This window comes from Shinella sp. Sh6, from assembly GCF_055392685.1.
This window is the reverse complement of sequence record NZ_AP044005.1, coordinates 3,526,713-3,542,665: the sequence shown is the minus strand read 5'-3', so window position 1 is coordinate 3,542,665 and position 15,953 is coordinate 3,526,713. Positions and strand designations below refer to the sequence as shown.

The following is a 15,953-nucleotide window of genomic DNA, read 5'->3' as shown; positions in this document are numbered from 1 at the left end:
AAGCCAGGCGAATCACGGCTTTCCGGGTCTTTCGAATATAGGGATTTTGCCCTCAAGTTCCAAACCGCAGAGCAGGCAAACACGGCAGAAATCCGGGGATCAACCGGGTTTTACCCGGTTATTGCACGCTTTTTCCAGAATGCCGGCAAGACGGCGCACCGTCTCGGGCGGAAGGCTTGCGATTTCGGCCGAAAGCCGGTTGGCGAAGGCCGTGTATTCCGGCGGCAGGCCGGCAGTATCGACCACGACGCGCGGGTCGGAGATCTGCGCGATGCGCAAGAGTTCCTCGGCCTCGTCCCAGATGACGTTGAAGTACCCGGCGACGCGCTGGAGGAAATCGAAGCTCGGCATGCCGCGCTTGCCGTGCTCCAGCGCCGAGAGATAGGCCGGGCTGACGCCGAGGGCCTTGGCCATCTCCTTCTGCGAGACGCCCTTGCGGTCGCGCAGGTGCCGCACGGCCTTGCCGAAGGGCGTCGTCATCGCTTCTCCCCCGGCTGGCGGGCGAGCCGCACGTAGAGCGCGCCCTCGCCGCCGTGGTTGCGCGCCGCCGGCTCGTAGGAGGAGATCAGCGGGCGGAATTCCGGCAGGGCGAACCAGAGCGGCACCGCCCGCTTCAAGGCGCCGTCGCTGCCGAGCGACGTGCCCTTGCCGGTGATGACCAGCACATGGCGAAGGCCCCGCTCGTGCGCCTTGATGAGGAAGCCGAGCAGGAAGCCGTGCGCCTCGCTCTGGATCATGCCATGCAGGTCGATGCGTGCCTCAAGGGCAAGCCGCCCCTTGGCGATCTTGCGCTTGACGGGACGCTCCAGCGGATGGTGCCGGGTCTCCTTGCCGCGGCCGACGGTGAGCGCGATGCCTTCGGAAACCGGCTTGCCGGCCTTTGTCTTCGTCGGCTCCGGCGCCTTTTCCTCCTCGACCTTCTCGGTGAAGGCGGCTTCGAACTCTGTCAGCGCATCGAGCTTGCCGGGCATGGCCCGCGTGCTGCGCGCCACCTTGCCCCAGAGGATGCGGTCCTCGCTCGAAAGCGCCTTATCCCTGGGCATGGAGATAGCGCTCCGCCGCAGCGCGCGGGATGAGGATATGGAAGGTCGCCGCGTTGCGGACATGGCCCGCCAATGCGCCTGCCGCATCGCCCGATCCGGTGAAGATGTCGCCGCGGGCCGGGCCGACGATGGCCGTGCCGGTATCGAGCGCCAGCATCAGCCGGCGGAAGGGCTTTTCGCCGTCCATGTGGGTGAGTGTCTCGCTCGAAATGAAGAAGGGCAGGCCGAAGGTGTGGATTGCCCGGTCGACCGCGAGCGAGCGGCCGGCAACGAGCGGCACCTTGGCGGCGGCAATCGGCCCGAGCGCGCCGTCGTCGACCGCGGCCTCCTTGAAGAAGATGAAGGAGCGGTTGTGCCAGAGCACGCCGTCCACCTGATCCTCATGCTGCGCCAGCCAGTCGCGGATCGAGGCCATGGAGACGGTCGCGGCATCGATCTCGCCGCGGTCGATCAGCAGCTTGCCGATGGCGGAGAAGGGATGGCCGGATTTCGCCGCATAGGTGATGCGCCTTACCGATCCGTCCGGATAGACGAGCCGCGCCGCGCCCTGCACATGGGCAAAGAACACATCGACCTTCGAGCGGGCATAGGCGATCTCCAGCCCACGGCCGGCAAGACAGCCACGCTCGATCTCGCCGCGGTCGGGATGCTCGACGATCTTGCCATCCCTCTCCAGCCCGAACGCGTAGCCCGCCGGAAAGCCGGCCGGGCGGTTGATGTCGTCGATGTCGACGAGATCGTCGGGGCGGCGATAGAAGGGGTAGCGGTACTCCGCGTCCGGCGCCGCCTTCACCGCCACTTCCGGCTCGTAGAAGGCGGTGACGAAGCCGCCGGAGCCGTCCGTCTTCTCGATGCGGAAGGGCACGCAATGGGTCTCGAAGAAGGCACGCACCGCGCCGGCGCCTTCCGGCTTTTCCACGTCTGCCGCATCCAGCAATACCAGAAGCTCGCCGGCGGTGATGCCGAGCGAGCCTGTCCTGTAGGGCTTGACGGTGCGGATATGCGCGCGGCAGCGGGCCATCGCCGCCAGAAGCGGCGTCGGATCGTCCTCGTCCCAGCCGGGAAGCGCCGAAAACCGGGCCGGAACCAGGCGGTAGTCCATGGGAGCCTCGCTCAGCCTTCCGACTCGGTGGCGATCAGCTTCCAGTTCGGATCGCGCGAGCGGATGTCGCGGGCGAAGGTCCAGAGATCATTCACCTCCGCGACGCTTTCGGCATCGCCCTCGACCAGCGCGCCGGCCTTGTCGTAGGTGGCGGAAATGAGCTGGCTGACGATGCGCAGCGTGACATTCGCCTCGCTGTCCTTGACCTCCGCGCCGACGATATCGGCCTTCTCGATGCCGACGAAGCTGGAGCGCACGACCTCGCCCTTGCTCTCGCGCTCGGAGATCGCGGCATCGAAGCCTTCGTAGACCTCGCGCGACAGAAGGTTCTTCAGCGCCTTGCGATCACCGTCGGCGAAGGCGACGACGATCATCTCATAGGCCATGCGGGCGCCGGCGACGAATTCCTTCGGGTTGAAGGAGGGGTCGGCCTTGACGATCGCACGGAGCTGGTCGTTGAGCGGCGTTCCGGCCGGGGCGAAGCTGTCGACGGCGGCGAAGGGGTTCTCCTCCTCGTCCGCATCGCGCCGGGGCAGGGTCACCACCTTGCCGCGGTCGGCCGAATCGGCCGGCTCGACCGTTTCGCGCTTGGAATAGGGATCGAAGGGCGGGCGCTCGCTGCCGGTGCGCCGGCCGAGCACGCTGCGCAACTGCAGGAAGATGACCACCGCAGCCACGAGGAAGAAAATCGTTACGAAATCGAATGAGCCCATTATGATCCGCTGCCGGTTTCTGTTTTTTGTTCCTTTCCATATAGTCCGCAAAGCCGGATCATTCAAATAGCGATCCTGCGAATAGGACGAAGGGTCTCGGGGGGCGGTATCGGGCGGCGCGAATCTGTGCGACACTCGCAGCCATGCCGAGACGCCTTCTTGCCTTCTTCTTCCTCGTCCTGCCGCTTGCGGAAATCGCCTGTTTCATTCTCGTCGGGCGGCGCATCGGCCTTCTTGCGACACTTTCGCTGGTGGTCCTCTCGGCCTTTGCCGGCCTCTTCCTGATGCGCATGGCCGGCTTCGGCGCGCTGGCAAGGCTTCGGCAATCGGGCCGGGACGGCCAGGCGCCCGGCAAGGAACTGGCCGATGTGACGATGATCTTCATCGCCGGCGCCCTGCTCCTCGTGCCCGGCTTCCTCAGCGACGTCATCGGCCTTGCGCTTCTCCTGCCGCCGGTGCGGCGCTTCCTCTGGAACCGGCTGGTGCGCAATGTCGTTGTCGTGGATATCGGCGGCGTGCCGCCGGGCCAGGCGCCGCAAACCGGGCCGCAACGCACCATCGACCTTGACGAAGACGACTTCCATCGCGACGGTCCGCGCTGAGGGCCCAGGGTTGTAAGCCCCCGGCCGAAATGCTAGATGGCCTGACTTTCCAGAGTCCCGAGGATATCTCCATGACCGACGCAGCCACCGAGAACAACGCCGCGAGCCCTTCGCTCAATATCCTGGCGCAGTATGTGAAGGATTTTTCCTTCGAAAATCCGGGTGCGCCGCGCTCGCTTCAGGCCCGTGAAAACGCGCCGGCGATCAATATTAGCGTCAACGTCAACGCCAACCCGCTCTCCGACACGGACTTCGACGTCATCCTTTCGCTGAACGCGGAAGCCAAGGACGGCGACAAGATGCTCTTCAACGCCGAGCTCGCCTATGGCGGCGTCTTCCGCGTCACGGGCTTCCCGCAGGAGCACATGCTGCCGGTCCTCTTCATCGAGTGCCCGCGCCTGCTCTTCCCCTTCGCCCGCCAGATCATCGCCGACGCCACCCGCAACGGCGGCTTCCCGCCGCTGATGATCGACCCGATCGACTTTGCCCAGATGTTCACCCAGCGCATGGCCGAGGAACAGGTCAAGGCAAAGGTCCAGGCCAACTAAGCCCAACGGCATTCCAGACAACGACGCCCGGTCACGATGTGGCCGGGCGTTTTCTTTTGTCGATGGATCGTGAGCCGGATTCAGGCGCCGTATTTCGCCCAGATCGCCTTCGCGCCCATCTTCTCCACCATGGCGGCATGGGCAGCGCGGTCCTCCTCCGAAAGCCGGGGCGCGAGCGGACGCGGACGCGCGCCGAGCGGCAGGACGACCTCGTCTTCCACCTCGACCAGCGTCTTCCGCCCGGCTTCGGCCGTGCCGAGACCGAGGGCCGCCTGCCGGCCGCCGATCATCTCGATATAGACCTCGGCGAGCAGTTCGGAGTCGAGAAGCGCGCCGTGATGGGTGCGGCGGGAATTGTCGATGCCGTAGCGCCGGCAGAGCGCGTCGAGCGAATTCGGCCCCATCGGATGCTTGCGGCGGGCGAGCGCCAGCGTATCGGTTACCCGGTCGGGCGCCACCGGCGGCAGGCCGATCCGCTCGAATTCGGCATTGATGAAACCCATGTCGAAGTTGGCATTGTGCGCCACCCAGCGGCCATCGCCGAAGAAATCGACGATTTCCTGCGCAACGTCGGCGAAGGAGCGCTTGTCCTGCAGAAACTCGTCCGTGATTCCGTGCACCGCGAGCGCATCGGGGTGCACCTTGCGGTCGCCGGGGTTGATATAGATGTGCAGGAACCGGCCGGTCGGGAAATGGTTCTCCAGTTCCACGCCGCCGATTTCGATGACGCGGTCGAGCTTGCTGTCGAGGCCCGTCGTTTCCGTATCGAAGATGATCTCGCGCATCAGACTTTCCGTTCCGTCAGCTTCCCTACGATCTCTTCCACCTGTTTGCGCGCCGCTTCAAGCCCCTTTCCGGTGTCGATGAGGAAATCGGCCCGGCGGCGCTTTTCCGCATCCGGCATCTGGCGCGACAGGATGAGCCGGAATTTTTCCTCCGTCATGCCGGGCCGGGCGAGCACGCGTTCCCGCTGGATCTGCGGATCGCAGGTGACGACCACCACCTTGTCCACCCGTGCCTCGCCGCCCGTCTCGAAGAGCAGCGGGATATCGAGGAGAACGAGGGGAGAGCCGTTCCGGCGCTCGGCTTCGAGGAAGGCCTGTTCGCGTGCCCGCACCAGCGGATGGATGACGGCTTCCAGTTCCGCGAACCGTTCCGGCGCGCGGGCAAGCGCGGCGGAAAGCGCCTTTCGGTCGATCACACCATCGGCCAGCGCCTCGGGAAACAGGGACGCGACGGGCGCCACGGCATCCGTCCGGTAAAGATCGTGCACCGTCGCATCGGCATCGTGAACCGGCACGCCGAGACCCCCGAACATGGCGGCCGTCGTCGACTTGCCCGTTCCGATCGATCCGGTGAGGCCGAGCACGATCATCCGTGCGCCTCCATGTCGGCAAGGATGATGTCACGCAGTGCCGCATCGACCTGCGGCCGCACGCCGAACCATTTCTCGAAGCCGGGCACCGCCTGGTGCAGCAGCATGCCGAGACCGTCGACCGTGACGAAGCCCTGGTCGATAGCCTGGCGGAGAATGGGCGTGACGAGCGGCACATAGACGATATCGGTCACCACCGCGCCGCCGGCAAGCGGCGAGAAATCGATGGCCGGCGCCGGCGCACCGTCCATGCCGAGCGACGTGGTGTTGACGAACAGGCCGGCGTCCTTCGTCACCTCCCCGAGCGCTTCCATGGGATGGGCGTGGACCTTCGGCCCGAAGCGGTCGGCAAGCTCCTGCGCCCGCGACATCGTGCGGTTGACGACGTGAATTTCGCCGACACCCCGGTCGCGCACCGCCTGGATGATCGCCCGGCTGGCTCCACCCGCACCGAGGATGACGGCGCGGCCCGTCCTGTTCCAGCCCGGTGCCGCGGCATCGAGATTGGCAAGGAAGCCGTAGCCGTCCGTGTTGGTCGCATGAAGGCGCCCGTCCTCCAGCCAGAGCGTGTTTGCCGCGCCGAGCTCGGCGCTGAGTTCGTCCGGCCGGTCGGCCAGCGTGAACGCCGCCTCCTTGTGGGGGATGGTGACATTGCCGCCGACAAAGCCGGATTCACCGCTCTTCAGCCGGGATATGAAGCCGGCGAAATCCTCGGGTGCGACGGCCTGCCGCGTGTAGGACCCGGCAAGGCCCGCCTTTTCTAGCCAATGGCCGTGGATCAGCGGCGAGCGCGAATGCTTGATCGGATAGCCGACGACGAAGGCGTGGCGGGCGGATGTTTCACGTGAATCATGCATCGATGGCACCGAGATTACGAAGTTTGGCCAGCAGCGGCAGGAGCGGAAGGCCGAGAATGGTGAAATAGTCGCCGTCGATCCGCTCGAAGAGCTGCACGCCCTCGCCTTCAAGCTGGTAGGCGCCGACGCTTGCCAGCACCCGCATTCCGACACGGGCAAGATGGCGATCGACGAAATCCTCCGAAAGCGGCCGCATTGTCAGGCGGGCGATGGACACATGGTTCCACAGCGTTTCACCGTCGCGGACGAGCGCGACGCCGCAGTTCAATTCATGCGTCCGCCCGGACATGGAGAGGAGATGGGATTTCGCCTCCGCCATGTCGGCCGGCTTGTGGAACACGCGTCCTTCCAGCGAAAGCGTCTGGTCGGAACCGATGACGAGGGCGCCGGGATTGCGCCCGGCAACGTCCCGCGCCTTCTCCACGGCCAGCGTCTCGGCCACCTCCTGCGGCGTCGGGTTTCGCTCCGACAGGGCCGCCTCGACGGCACGCTCGTCGATGGCCGCGGCTTCGGCCGAAAAGGCGAGGCCGGCATTTTCCATCAGCATGCGGCGGAAAGGGCTTTGCGAGGCAAGGATCAGCGGCGGCGTCATGACGATCTCCATTCGCCTTCCGCGTTAACGGAGCTTGGGGCGAAGAGCAACGATAGCGGCGGCCGTTTCCTCGATGGAGCGGCGCGTGACGTCGATCACCGGCCAGTTGTTGCGCGAGCAGAGCGCCCTTGCATATTTCAGTTCCTCGGAGATTTGCGCGCGGTCGATATAATCGTCGCCGCGGAAATCCTGAGTCTGGCCGAGCACGCGGTTCTGCCGGACCTGGGCGATCCGGTCTGTCGTGGCGACAAGGCCGACGATCAGCGGCCTTACCGCTGCCGAGAGCCGCTCCGGCAGCGGCACGCCCAGCACGATCGGCACGTTCGCGGTCTTGATGCCGCGGTTTGCAAGATAGATGCTGGTCGGCGTCTTGGAGGTGCGGCTGATGCCGATCAGGATCACATCCGCCTCATCGAGATCGGCCGGCAATTGCCCGTCGTCATGGTCCATCGTGAAATTCAGCGCCTCGATACGCGCGAAGTAATCCGCATCCATCACATGCTGCGCGCCGACCCGCCGGCGCGAGGGCGCACCGAGATAGGACTGGAAAAGATCGATGACCGGCTCCAGCACGGAAACGCAGGGCACGCCCATTTCCCGGCAGCGCTGGTCGATGATGCCCGAAAGTTCCCGGTCGACGATCGTATAGAGCACGATGCCCGGCGCCCCGTCGATGGCATCGAGCACCGGCATGAGCTGCCTGCGGTTGCGGATCAGCGGATAGACATGCTCCAGCGCCTGCGAGGACTGGAACTGCGCCGCTGCCGCCCGGCCCGCGGCGATCAGGGTTTCGCCCGTCGAGTCCGATATGAGGTGCAGATGGAAGTAGTTTCTGGTGCTTTCCACAATATCCTCCGCCCCCTGTTGATGGCCCGGGAGAACCGGGAGCTAAAAACGGGACGGGGCCGGAGGCAAGAGGATAAGTGCCGACTTTTCCACAATCGGCAAATGGCGGGAAAGCGATTCACCACCCATGTGGATAAGACTCGCGGTCACGGCAAAGTGTCGCGCCTTCCCACAGCCTGTCCACAGGAAGCGGCTTTCCCGACCGCTTCGAACCGTCTTGATTCCAAAAGGAGAATCCGGTTTTCCGAGTTTTCACTTCGCAAAAGCCGATTGCCGGTCGCCTTTTCCCGGTCCCTCGTGCTTCTGCCGGGATTTTGTGGAAAGGATTTAATCCTTGATAGTCACCGACTCTAAGAAATAGAAACCTTTTCAAAGAGATTATTTCTTTATTGGGAGAAGCCCCCGCGTGTCTGAGAAAAGCCGGAAGATCGTCGAGGTCCTGAACGGGAAGACGGTTTCTCCCCCTCCCCTCTGGCTGATGCGTCAGGCAGGCCGTTACCTGCCGGAGTATCGGGCAACGCGTGCGGAGGCGGGAAGCTTCCTCGATCTGTGTTATTCGCCGGAGCTGGCGACGGAAGTGACGCTCCAGCCGATCCGCCGCTACGGCTTCGATGCGGCGATCCTCTTCTCCGATATCCTCGTCATCCCCGATGCCCTGAAGCGGAACGTGCGCTTCGAGGAAGGCCATGGACCGCGGCTCGACCCGATCGACGTCGACGGCATTCTCGCGCTGAAGGAGGACGGCGTTCTGGATCACCTCCGGCCCGTCATCGAGGCGGTCGGGCGCATTCGCGAGGCATTGCCGGATGAAACGGCGCTGCTCGGCTTCTGCGGCGCGCCCTGGACGGTGGCGACCTACATGATCGCCGGCCACGGCACGCCGGACCAGGCGCCGGCGCGGCTCTTCGCCTATCGCGAGCCGAAGGCCTTCGCCCGCCTTCTCGATGTGCTGGCCGATCTTTCGGCCGACTATCTCGTGGCGCAGATCGATGCCGGCGCCGATGCCGTGCAGATCTTCGATTCCTGGGCGGGCGTGCTCGGCGAGACGGAATTTGCCGACTATGCCCTCCGCCCCGTTCGGCGCATCGTCGATTCGGTGAAGGCACGCCGGCCCGGCGCCAAGATCATCGCCTTCGCCAAGGGCGCGGGCCTTCTCCTCAAGTCCTACCGGCAGGAGACGCGCGCCGATGCCATCGGCCTCGACTGGTCGGTGCCGCTGTCCTTCGCGGCCGAGCTGCAGAAGGACGGCCCGGTGCAGGGCAATCTCGACCCGATGCGGGTGGTGGCGGGAGGCGTCGCGCTCGATACCGGCGTGGATGCGATCCTTCAGGCGCTCGGCAACGGCCCCCTCATCTTCAATCTCGGCCACGGCATCACGCCGCAGGCCGATCCCGATCATGTGACGCGCCTCGTCGCGCGGGTGCGTGGGGAAAACCCGTGAGCGAGAAACAGACGGGCGCGGGCGCCGGGCGCCGGGCGCAGATACGGGCGGCGATCGCCATCGCCGTCTTCGCGCTGGTTGCCCTTCTCGTCATCCTCCATCCGCCGGAAGACCCCGTATCGTGGATCAAGGCGCTCCACGTCGTTGCCGTGATTTCCTGGATGTCCGGCCTTCTCTACCTGCCGCGGCTCTTCGTCTACCATACCGACGCGCCGGCCGGTTCGGCCCTTTCGGAAACCTTCAAGGTGATGGAAAAGCGGCTCTACCGGGTCATCATGCAGCCCGCCATGGGCCTTTCCTGGCTGCTCGGCCTTTATCTAGCCTGGTCCGTCTATGGTTTCCAGGGCGGTTGGCTGCATGCCAAGCTCGCCTTCGTCGTGCTTCTGACCGGCGTGCATCAGTTCTACGGCCGTGCCGTGCGGGCCTTTGCCGAAGACCGCAACACCCGCACCGGCCGGCAATGGCGCATCTGGAACGAGGCGCCGGCGCTGCTGATGGTCCTCATCGTCATCATGGTGATCGTCAAGCCGTTCTGAGGCCATCCGCGACAAATCGGACGAAATGCATCGCCCCCCTTGCGGGCCTCGGCCGGAATCGCTATTTTCCGCCCATCTCATCTTCATGGCATGTGTATTCGTTCAGTGGACTGCACCGAATCCCGCGCAGTTCGTCCTTGACCCGCACGCCTTTCCCCACCCGATGACCCGCAGCATGGACCATTCATGGCCGAAATGAAGCTACAAGACCTCAAGAACAAGACTCCGACCGACCTCCTCGCCTTTGCCGAATCGCTCGAGGTCGAGAACGCGAGCACGATGCGCAAGCAGGAACTGATGTTTGCCATCCTCAAGATGCTGGCCTCGCAGGATGTCGAAATCATCGGCGAAGGCGTCGTGGAAGTGCTGCAGGACGGTTTCGGCTTCCTGCGTTCGGCCAATGCGAACTACCTGCCGGGCCCGGACGACATCTACATCTCCCCCTCGCAGATCCGCCGCTTCTCGCTGAAGACCGGCGACACGGTGGAGGGCCCGATCCGCGGCCCCAAGGAAGGCGAGCGCTATTTCGCCCTCCTCAAGGTCAACACGATCAATTTCGACGATCCGGAAAAGATCCGCCACAAGGTCCATTTCGACAACCTGACGCCGCTCTACCCGAACGAGCGCTTCAAGATGGAGCTCGACGTCCCGACGTCGAAGGACCTTTCCCCGCGCGTCATCGACTTGGTGGCGCCGCTCGGCAAGGGCCAGCGTGCGCTGATCGTCGCGCCGCCGCGCACGGGTAAGACGGTTCTCCTGCAGAACATCGCCCATTCGATCACCGCCAACCATCCGGAATGTTACCTCATCGTCCTTCTTATCGATGAGCGTCCGGAGGAAGTGACGGACATGCAGCGCTCGGTGAAGGGCGAGGTCGTCTCCTCCACCTTCGACGAACCGGCGACGCGCCACGTCCAGGTCGCCGAGATGGTCATCGAGAAGGCTAAGCGCCTCGTCGAGCACGGCCGTGACGTCGTCATCCTGCTCGATTCGATCACCCGCCTCGGCCGCGCCTACAACACCGTCGTTCCGTCCTCCGGCAAGGTGCTGACGGGCGGTGTCGACGCCAACGCCCTCCAGCGTCCGAAGCGCTTCTTCGGCGCGGCGCGGAATATCGAGGAAGGCGGCTCGCTGACGATCATCGCGACGGCGCTCATCGATACCGGCAGCCGCATGGACGAAGTGATCTTCGAAGAGTTCAAGGGCACCGGCAACTCGGAAATCGTGCTCGACCGCAAGGTCGCCGACAAGCGTATCTTCCCGGCGATGGATATCCTTAAGTCCGGTACCCGCAAGGAAGACCTGCTCGTGCCGCGCCAGGACCTGCAGAAGATCTTCGTGCTCCGACGTATCCTGGCTCCGATGGGCACGACCGACGCGATCGAGTTCCTCATCGACAAGCTCAAGCAGACGAAGAACAACGGCGACTTCTTCGACTCGATGAACACCTGATTAAGGCATCGCCAACGCCTTTTCCATGGTCCCGCCGACGAGGCGGGGCCATTTTCGTTTGATCCACCACTATCGATTCTTGTCCGAAACGACAGAATCGGTTCGTATCCGGAACGCCAGATGACGCACGGCTCGGACACAATCTTCGCGCTTTCGAGCGGCGGCCTGCCGTCGGGCGTGGCGGTTGTCCGCATAAGCGGACCCGCGACGCGAAATGCCTTGGTTTCTCTCTGCGCAGGCGTTCCGGCGTCCCGCCGCGCTACGCTACGCCCGATTCGGTCCCGGAACGGTGAGGAGCTGGATAAGGGCCTTATCCTCTTTTTCCCCTCTCCGAATTCCTTCACGGGTGAAGACTGCGCGGAACTCCAGATTCATGGCGGGCGGGCGACCGTGCGCGCCGTCCTGGCGACGCTGGGGGAGTTGGAGGGACTGCGGCCGGCTGAGGCGGGAGAATTCTCCCGGCGGGCCTTCCTGAACGGTCGCATGGATCTCGTCGAAGTGGAAGGCCTCGCCGACCTGATCGCCGCCGAGACGGAGATGCAACGCCGGCTGGCGGCTGAACAGGCCGCCGGCGGTCTCTCCCGCCTTTACGATTCGTGGGCGAAACGACTGACCCATGCGCGGGCAATGATCGAGGCGGAGTTCGATTTTGCCGATGAAGACGATGTACCGGGTTCCGTTGCTGCGTCGATCTGGGACGACATGCGCGTCTTGCAGAAGGAAATCGTTAACCATCTGGACGAAGGCCGAATTGGCGAGATCGTTCGCGATGGTTTGAAAGTCGTCATCGCCGGCCCGCCGAACGCCGGAAAATCCAGTCTTCTCAATTACCTTGCGCGTCGGGAGGTCGCCATCGTCACGGACGTTCCCGGGACGACACGTGATGTTCTCCACGTCGATCTCGATCTTCTCGGTTTTGCTGTCCGGCTTTTCGATACGGCGGGCCTGCGGGAGACGGAGGACGTGGTCGAGCGCGAGGGCATTCGACGGACTCAGCTCTCGATGGCGGAAGCGCATCTCGTCCTTCTATTGTCGGATCGACCGGACGAGGATTGGTTGGCGCTTACTCGCGGCTATGAAGGTCCGATCATTCGAGTTCTGACGAAATCCGATACGCGAGTCACGGCGTGGCCTTCCGTTCATTCCAATGTTATGATTTCGACAAGGACGGGAAGTGGCATTGACGATCTGCTTAGAGCTGTCGCGGGTTATCTTCCGAATATCGAGGTTGGAAGTGCGTTGGCCCTGCCGACACGGCAGCGGCACATGGAGAGCTTGGCGGAAGCCCGGATCCAGATCGAGCGGGCCCTTGGATGTGTGGATGGACTGGATATTCAGTCCGAGTATCTTCGCTTGGCGGGACAGGCTCTTGGACGCGTGACGGGTCGGGTTGATGTCGATAATCTGCTCGATATCATCTTCTCGGAATTCTGCATTGGCAAATGATTCACGTGAAACACTACAACGCATGCGAGTCGAAGCGAGCGTTTCACGTGAAACAGGTGGAAAAATAGAATGAGCAACTTTACCTATGATGTCGTTGTCATCGGCGGCGGTCATGCGGGCGTTGAAGCTGCGGCCGCATCGGCTCGTTGCGGCGCCAAAACCGCGCTCGTAACGCACAAGGCGGCGACGATCGGCGTTATGTCGTGCAATCCCGCGATTGGCGGGCTTGGAAAAGGTCATCTCGTCCGCGAGGTGGATGCGCTGGATGGTTTGATGGGTCGGGTCGCGGATCGGGCCGGTATCCAGTTCCGTTTGCTCAACCGACGCAAGGGACCGGCCGTACGGGGGCCGCGGACGCAAGCCGACCGCAAGCTTTATCGCGAGGCGATGCAGGAGGAGATTACTGCCATCGCCGAGCTCGATGTCATTGAAGGCGATGCCTTCGATCTCAGCTTTGAGGATGGAAGGGTTGCGGGCGTTATCCTGAAGGATGGAAGGCATCTGGCTTGCCGCTCTGTGGTGGTCACGACCGGTACCTTCCTGCGGGGCCTCATTCATATCGGCAACGAAAAGATTCCCGCCGGCCGCGTCGGTGAAGAGCCCTCGCTTGGCCTCTCCGCGACGTTCGAGCGTCTTGGCCTTCGTCTCGGCCGTTTGAAGACCGGGACCCCGGCCCGCCTGGATGGCCGCACGATCGACTGGCAGTCGGTCGGCAGGCAGGCTGCGGATGAGAACCCGGTTCCCTTTTCCTTCCTGACGGATCGGATTACCACGCCGCAGATCGAATGCGGCGTGACCCGGACGACGCCCGCCACGCATCGTATTATCGAGGAGAATATCGGCAAGTCGGCCATGTATTCCGGCCAGATCGAAGGTGTGGGTCCGCGTTATTGCCCTTCGATTGAAGATAAGATCGTAAAGTTCGGCGAGCGGGATGGCCATCAGATTTTTCTCGAGCCCGAAGGGCTGGATGATCCGACCGTCTATCCGAACGGTATCTCCACCTCCCTGCCCGCCGACGTGCAGGATGCATTCATACGGACGATCCCCGGCCTGGAGAAGGTCACCATCCTTCAGCCGGGCTATGCGATCGAGTATGACCATATCGACCCGCGCGAGCTCTGCGCTACCCTCGAAGTCAAACGGCAGCCCGGCCTGTTTCTTGCCGGGCAGATCAACGGCACAACCGGTTATGAGGAAGCCGCGGCCCAGGGTCTGGTCGCCGGCCTGAACGCCGCGCGTCGCGCCGCAAACATCGATGGTCATATCTTCAGCCGGACGGACAGCTATATCGGTGTGATGATCGACGACCTGACGTCGCGAGGCGTCGCCGAACCCTACCGCATGTTCACCTCTCGCGCGGAGTACCGCCTTTCCCTGCGCGCAGACAATGCCGATGTTCGCTTGACGCCGCTAGGGATGGTGTTGGGTCTTGTTGGCGCGGATCGCCGGCAGCGTTTTTCGGCATGGTCTTCCGAGATGGATGCCGCGCGAGACCGACTTCGCTCCCTGCAACTATCGCCGAACGAAGCCGCCAGTCACGGGATTCAGATCAACCGCGACGGCGTGCGGCGCAGTGCTTACGACTTGCTTGCCTACCCCGCCATCGATTATGCGCGCCTGGCCGAAATCTGGCCTGTGGAGTTGAAAGCCTTCTCGTCTCGCACATGTGAGGCCATCGAGATCGAGGCGGGATATGCGGTTTACATGAATCGGCAGGAAACGGATATCGCCGAGGCGCGCCGGGAAGAGGAACGCCGTATCCCGGACGATTTCGATTTCAGCATGCTGCCGGGCCTTTCCATTGAACTGCGCCAGAAGTTGACGACTGTACGGCCTGCCAACCTCGCGCAAGCGGCACGTATCGATGGGATGACGCCGGCGGCCTTGACCCTTCTCCTGGCCTATCTCAAGCGATTGCCACTTGAGCAATCTCGCCGGGTCGCAACCGCATGAATTCCCTTCCCCGCGAGTTGAGCGCCCTGGATGTTTCACGTGAAACGATGGGACGGCTTGAAACCTTTATCGCGCTTTTTCAGAAATGGGCGAAGGCGATCAACCTCGTCGCGCCATCGACGCTTGCCGAGGCATGGAAGCGGCATGTCGTCGACAGCATGCAGATCTATTCGCTGCATCCCGGCCCGCGAACCTGGGTCGATCTTGGCAGCGGCGGCGGTTTTCCCGGGATCGTGACCGGGATTCTTCTTGCCGGTAAAGGGGCTGGCTGGGTTCATCTTGTCGAGAGCAACAACAAGAAGGCGGCATTCCTTCGCACCGCCATTCTCGAAACCGGCGCCCGCGCATCCGTCCATGCGATCCGGATCGAGGATGCACCGGCGGAGATCCAGCGTTGCGACGCCATTTCGGCGCGAGCTCTCGCCGATCTCGATCTATTGATGCAGTTTGGCCTGCCTTGGGCCGAGCAGAACCCTTCGCTCCGCTTTTTCCTGCACAAAGGCCGGGATTACCAGCGCGAGGTCGATAAAGCGCTTGGTCGGTGGAGATTCGATCTGGTAAAACATGCCAGCATCGTCGAGCCCGACTCCGTTGTGCTCGAATTGTCGAATCTTTCGCGCAAACTCCAGTGAACGGCACGTCCATGATAGGCGAGAAGAACCGGATCATCACCATTGCGAACCAGAAGGGCGGCGTCGGCAAGACGACGACCGCGATCAATCTGGCGACTGCGCTTGCCGCAATCGGCGAACGCGTCCTGATCGTCGATCTCGATCCGCAGGGCAATGCCAGCACCGGCCTCGGCATCGACCGGCGTAGCCGTGAGCTTTCCTCCTACGATCTTATGATCGGCAGCCATGGCGTTGCCGAGACGGCGCTGGAGACGGCGGTTCCGAACCTTTCCATCATTCCGTCCACCATGGACCTTCTCGGGATAGAGATGGAGATCGCGCAGCAGAGTGATCGCGTCTTCCGCCTCAAGCGCGCCCTCGCCTCGGCCGAGGCGCTGTCTTACTCTTACGTTCTCGTCGATTGCCCGCCGTCGTTCAATCTCCTGACAATGAACGCGCTTGCGGCGGCGCATTCCGTTCTCGTGCCGCTCCAGTGCGAGTTCTTCGCGCTCGAGGGCCTGAGCCAGCTTCTGGAAACCGTCGACCAGGTGCGCCGGACGGTCAATCCGTGCCTCGATATCCAGGGTATCGTGCTGACGATGTTCGATTCGCGCAACAACCTGGCCCAGCAGGTCGTCAACGACGTGCGCACCCATCTCGGCGAGAAGGTCTACCACACACTCATTCCGCGGAACGTGCGCGTTTCCGAGGCGCCGTCCTACGGCAAGCCGGCCATTCTCTACGACCTCAAATGCGCCGGAAGCCAGGCCTATCTTCAGCTCGCTTCCGAGGTGATCCAGCGTGAAAGGCAGCGGAAGGCTGCGTAAACCGTA

At 63.4% G+C, this 15,953-nt stretch carries 17 protein-coding genes and 2 pseudogenes; 9 read left to right on the top strand and 10 right to left on the bottom strand.

Annotated elements, in window-relative coordinates; genetic code table 11:
• Positions 1-99: 99 nt before the first annotated feature.
• From ACZ5TO_RS16930 to ACZ5TO_RS16910, 5 genes and pseudogenes are all read right to left on the bottom strand, one after another.
• The gene (locus tag ACZ5TO_RS16930) at positions 100-480 is read right to left on the bottom strand and encodes a helix-turn-helix domain-containing protein (RefSeq protein ID WP_184145632.1); all 381 of its coding nucleotides are present in this window, start codon (positions 478-480) and stop codon (positions 100-102) included.
• Positions 477-821 (bottom strand): annotated as a pseudogene (locus ACZ5TO_RS16925) (Smr/MutS family protein); the annotation flags it as partial. The gene ACZ5TO_RS16930 and the pseudogene ACZ5TO_RS16925, both read right to left, overlap by 4 nt.
• 119 nt (positions 822-940) lie before the next feature.
• Positions 941-1,043, bottom strand: a pseudogene (locus tag ACZ5TO_RS16920) (Smr/MutS family protein); the annotation flags it as partial.
• The gene (mltA, locus tag ACZ5TO_RS16915) at positions 1,030-2,145 is read right to left on the bottom strand and encodes a murein transglycosylase A (RefSeq protein ID WP_464798922.1); all 1,116 of its coding nucleotides are present in this window, start codon (positions 2,143-2,145) and stop codon (positions 1,030-1,032) included. The pseudogene ACZ5TO_RS16920 and the gene mltA, both read right to left, overlap by 14 nt.
• Before the next feature lie 11 nt (positions 2,146-2,156).
• Entirely contained in the window at positions 2,157-2,858 is a 702-nt protein-coding gene (locus tag ACZ5TO_RS16910; RefSeq protein ID WP_184145635.1) for a Tim44/TimA family putative adaptor protein, read from the bottom strand.
• A 143-nt stretch (positions 2,859-3,001) separates the two neighbouring features.
• On the opposite strand from ACZ5TO_RS16910, the gene ACZ5TO_RS16905 reads away from it, so the two are divergent.
• Complete coding sequence (locus ACZ5TO_RS16905; RefSeq protein WP_464798921.1) at positions 3,002-3,460, top strand: FxsA family protein; 459 nt, start codon at positions 3,002-3,004, stop codon at positions 3,458-3,460.
• 71 nt (positions 3,461-3,531) lie between these two features.
• Positions 3,532-4,008: a protein-export chaperone SecB gene (gene secB / locus ACZ5TO_RS16900; protein ID WP_184145637.1), complete on the top strand. Its 477-nt coding sequence runs from the start codon at positions 3,532-3,534 to the stop codon at positions 4,006-4,008.
• 80 nt (positions 4,009-4,088) lie between these two features.
• Here the strand turns inward: secB and dnaQ are convergent, their stop codons facing one another.
• The 5 genes from dnaQ to ACZ5TO_RS16875 are packed head-to-tail and all read right to left on the bottom strand — an operon-like array spanning position 4,089 to position 7,678.
• Positions 4,089-4,793 carry a DNA polymerase III subunit epsilon gene (gene dnaQ / locus ACZ5TO_RS16895; RefSeq protein ID WP_464798920.1) on the bottom strand — a complete coding sequence of 235 codons (705 nt, stop codon included), beginning with the start codon at positions 4,791-4,793 and terminating at the stop codon, positions 4,089-4,091.
• The gene (coaE, locus tag ACZ5TO_RS16890) at positions 4,793-5,383 is read right to left on the bottom strand and encodes a dephospho-CoA kinase (RefSeq protein WP_464798919.1); all 591 of its coding nucleotides are present in this window, start codon (positions 5,381-5,383) and stop codon (positions 4,793-4,795) included. The genes dnaQ and coaE overlap by 1 nt, the downstream gene beginning before the upstream one ends.
• The gene (locus tag ACZ5TO_RS16885) at positions 5,380-6,240 is read right to left on the bottom strand and encodes a shikimate dehydrogenase (protein ID WP_464798918.1); all 861 of its coding nucleotides are present in this window, start codon (positions 6,238-6,240) and stop codon (positions 5,380-5,382) included. The genes coaE and ACZ5TO_RS16885 overlap by 4 nt, the downstream gene beginning before the upstream one ends.
• The gene (locus ACZ5TO_RS16880; protein ID WP_464798917.1) at positions 6,233-6,832 is read right to left on the bottom strand and encodes a Maf-like protein; all 600 of its coding nucleotides are present in this window, start codon (positions 6,830-6,832) and stop codon (positions 6,233-6,235) included. The genes ACZ5TO_RS16885 and ACZ5TO_RS16880 overlap by 8 nt, the downstream gene beginning before the upstream one ends.
• Before the next feature lie 24 nt (positions 6,833-6,856).
• A complete protein-coding gene (locus ACZ5TO_RS16875; protein WP_464798916.1) occupies positions 6,857-7,678 on the bottom strand; it encodes a pyruvate, water dikinase regulatory protein in 822 nt (273 codons plus the stop codon).
• A gap of 406 nt (positions 7,679-8,084) precedes the next feature.
• Between ACZ5TO_RS16875 and hemE the strand changes: the two genes are divergently transcribed.
• The 7 genes from hemE to ACZ5TO_RS16840 all read left to right on the top strand — a co-directional run bounded on the left by hemE (position 8,085) and on the right by ACZ5TO_RS16840 (position 15,947).
• Positions 8,085-9,119, top strand: coding sequence for a uroporphyrinogen decarboxylase (hemE, locus tag ACZ5TO_RS16870; protein ID WP_464798915.1), 1,035 nt, complete (start codon positions 8,085-8,087; stop codon positions 9,117-9,119).
• Entirely contained in the window at positions 9,116-9,655 is a 540-nt protein-coding gene (hemJ, locus tag ACZ5TO_RS16865; RefSeq protein ID WP_464798914.1) for a protoporphyrinogen oxidase HemJ, read from the top strand. The genes hemE and hemJ overlap by 4 nt, the downstream gene beginning before the upstream one ends.
• Positions 9,656-9,841: 186 nt before the next feature.
• Entirely contained in the window at positions 9,842-11,107 is a 1,266-nt protein-coding gene (gene rho / locus ACZ5TO_RS16860) for a transcription termination factor Rho (protein WP_184145645.1), read from the top strand.
• Between the two features lie 120 nt (positions 11,108-11,227).
• Positions 11,228-12,553, top strand: coding sequence for a tRNA uridine-5-carboxymethylaminomethyl(34) synthesis GTPase MnmE (mnmE, locus tag ACZ5TO_RS16855; RefSeq protein ID WP_464798913.1), 1,326 nt, complete (start codon positions 11,228-11,230; stop codon positions 12,551-12,553).
• Positions 12,554-12,622: 69 nt separating this feature from the next.
• The gene (mnmG, locus tag ACZ5TO_RS16850; RefSeq protein WP_464798912.1) at positions 12,623-14,509 is read left to right on the top strand and encodes a tRNA uridine-5-carboxymethylaminomethyl(34) synthesis enzyme MnmG; all 1,887 of its coding nucleotides are present in this window, start codon (positions 12,623-12,625) and stop codon (positions 14,507-14,509) included.
• A complete protein-coding gene (gene rsmG / locus ACZ5TO_RS16845) occupies positions 14,506-15,141 on the top strand; it encodes a 16S rRNA (guanine(527)-N(7))-methyltransferase RsmG (protein WP_464798911.1) in 636 nt (211 codons plus the stop codon). Before mnmG ends, rsmG begins: the two co-directional genes overlap by 4 nt.
• A gap of 11 nt (positions 15,142-15,152) precedes the next feature.
• Entirely contained in the window at positions 15,153-15,947 is a 795-nt protein-coding gene (locus ACZ5TO_RS16840; RefSeq protein WP_464798910.1) for a ParA family protein, read from the top strand.
• Positions 15,948-15,953: the final 6 nt, after the last annotated feature.

What these genes read in the sequence shown, in the direction of transcription:
- ACZ5TO_RS16930 (WP_184145632.1), bottom strand. Translation starts at nt 480, where the DNA reads ATGACGACGCCCTTCGGCAAGGCCGTGCGGCACCTGCGCGACCGCAAG.
- mltA (WP_464798922.1), bottom strand. Translation starts at nt 2,145, where the DNA reads ATGGACTACCGCCTGGTTCCGGCCCGGTTTTCGGCGCTTCCCGGCTGG.
- ACZ5TO_RS16910 (WP_184145635.1), bottom strand. Translation starts at nt 2,858, where the DNA reads ATGGGCTCATTCGATTTCGTAACGATTTTCTTCCTCGTGGCTGCGGTG.
- ACZ5TO_RS16905 (WP_464798921.1), top strand. Translation starts at nt 3,002, where the DNA reads ATGCCGAGACGCCTTCTTGCCTTCTTCTTCCTCGTCCTGCCGCTTGCG.
- secB (WP_184145637.1), top strand. Translation starts at nt 3,532, where the DNA reads ATGACCGACGCAGCCACCGAGAACAACGCCGCGAGCCCTTCGCTCAAT.
- dnaQ (WP_464798920.1), bottom strand. Translation starts at nt 4,793, where the DNA reads ATGCGCGAGATCATCTTCGATACGGAAACGACGGGCCTCGACAGCAAG.
- coaE (WP_464798919.1), bottom strand. Translation starts at nt 5,383, where the DNA reads ATGATCGTGCTCGGCCTCACCGGATCGATCGGAACGGGCAAGTCGACG.
- ACZ5TO_RS16885 (WP_464798918.1), bottom strand. Translation starts at nt 6,240, where the DNA reads ATGCATGATTCACGTGAAACATCCGCCCGCCACGCCTTCGTCGTCGGC.
- ACZ5TO_RS16880 (WP_464798917.1), bottom strand. Translation starts at nt 6,832, where the DNA reads ATGACGCCGCCGCTGATCCTTGCCTCGCAAAGCCCTTTCCGCCGCATG.
- rho (WP_184145645.1), top strand. Translation starts at nt 9,842, where the DNA reads ATGGCCGAAATGAAGCTACAAGACCTCAAGAACAAGACTCCGACCGAC.
- mnmE (WP_464798913.1), top strand. Translation starts at nt 11,228, where the DNA reads ATGACGCACGGCTCGGACACAATCTTCGCGCTTTCGAGCGGCGGCCTG.
- mnmG (WP_464798912.1), top strand. Translation starts at nt 12,623, where the DNA reads ATGAGCAACTTTACCTATGATGTCGTTGTCATCGGCGGCGGTCATGCG.
- rsmG (WP_464798911.1), top strand. Translation starts at nt 14,506, where the DNA reads ATGAATTCCCTTCCCCGCGAGTTGAGCGCCCTGGATGTTTCACGTGAA.
- ACZ5TO_RS16840 (WP_464798910.1), top strand. Translation starts at nt 15,153, where the DNA reads ATGATAGGCGAGAAGAACCGGATCATCACCATTGCGAACCAGAAGGGC.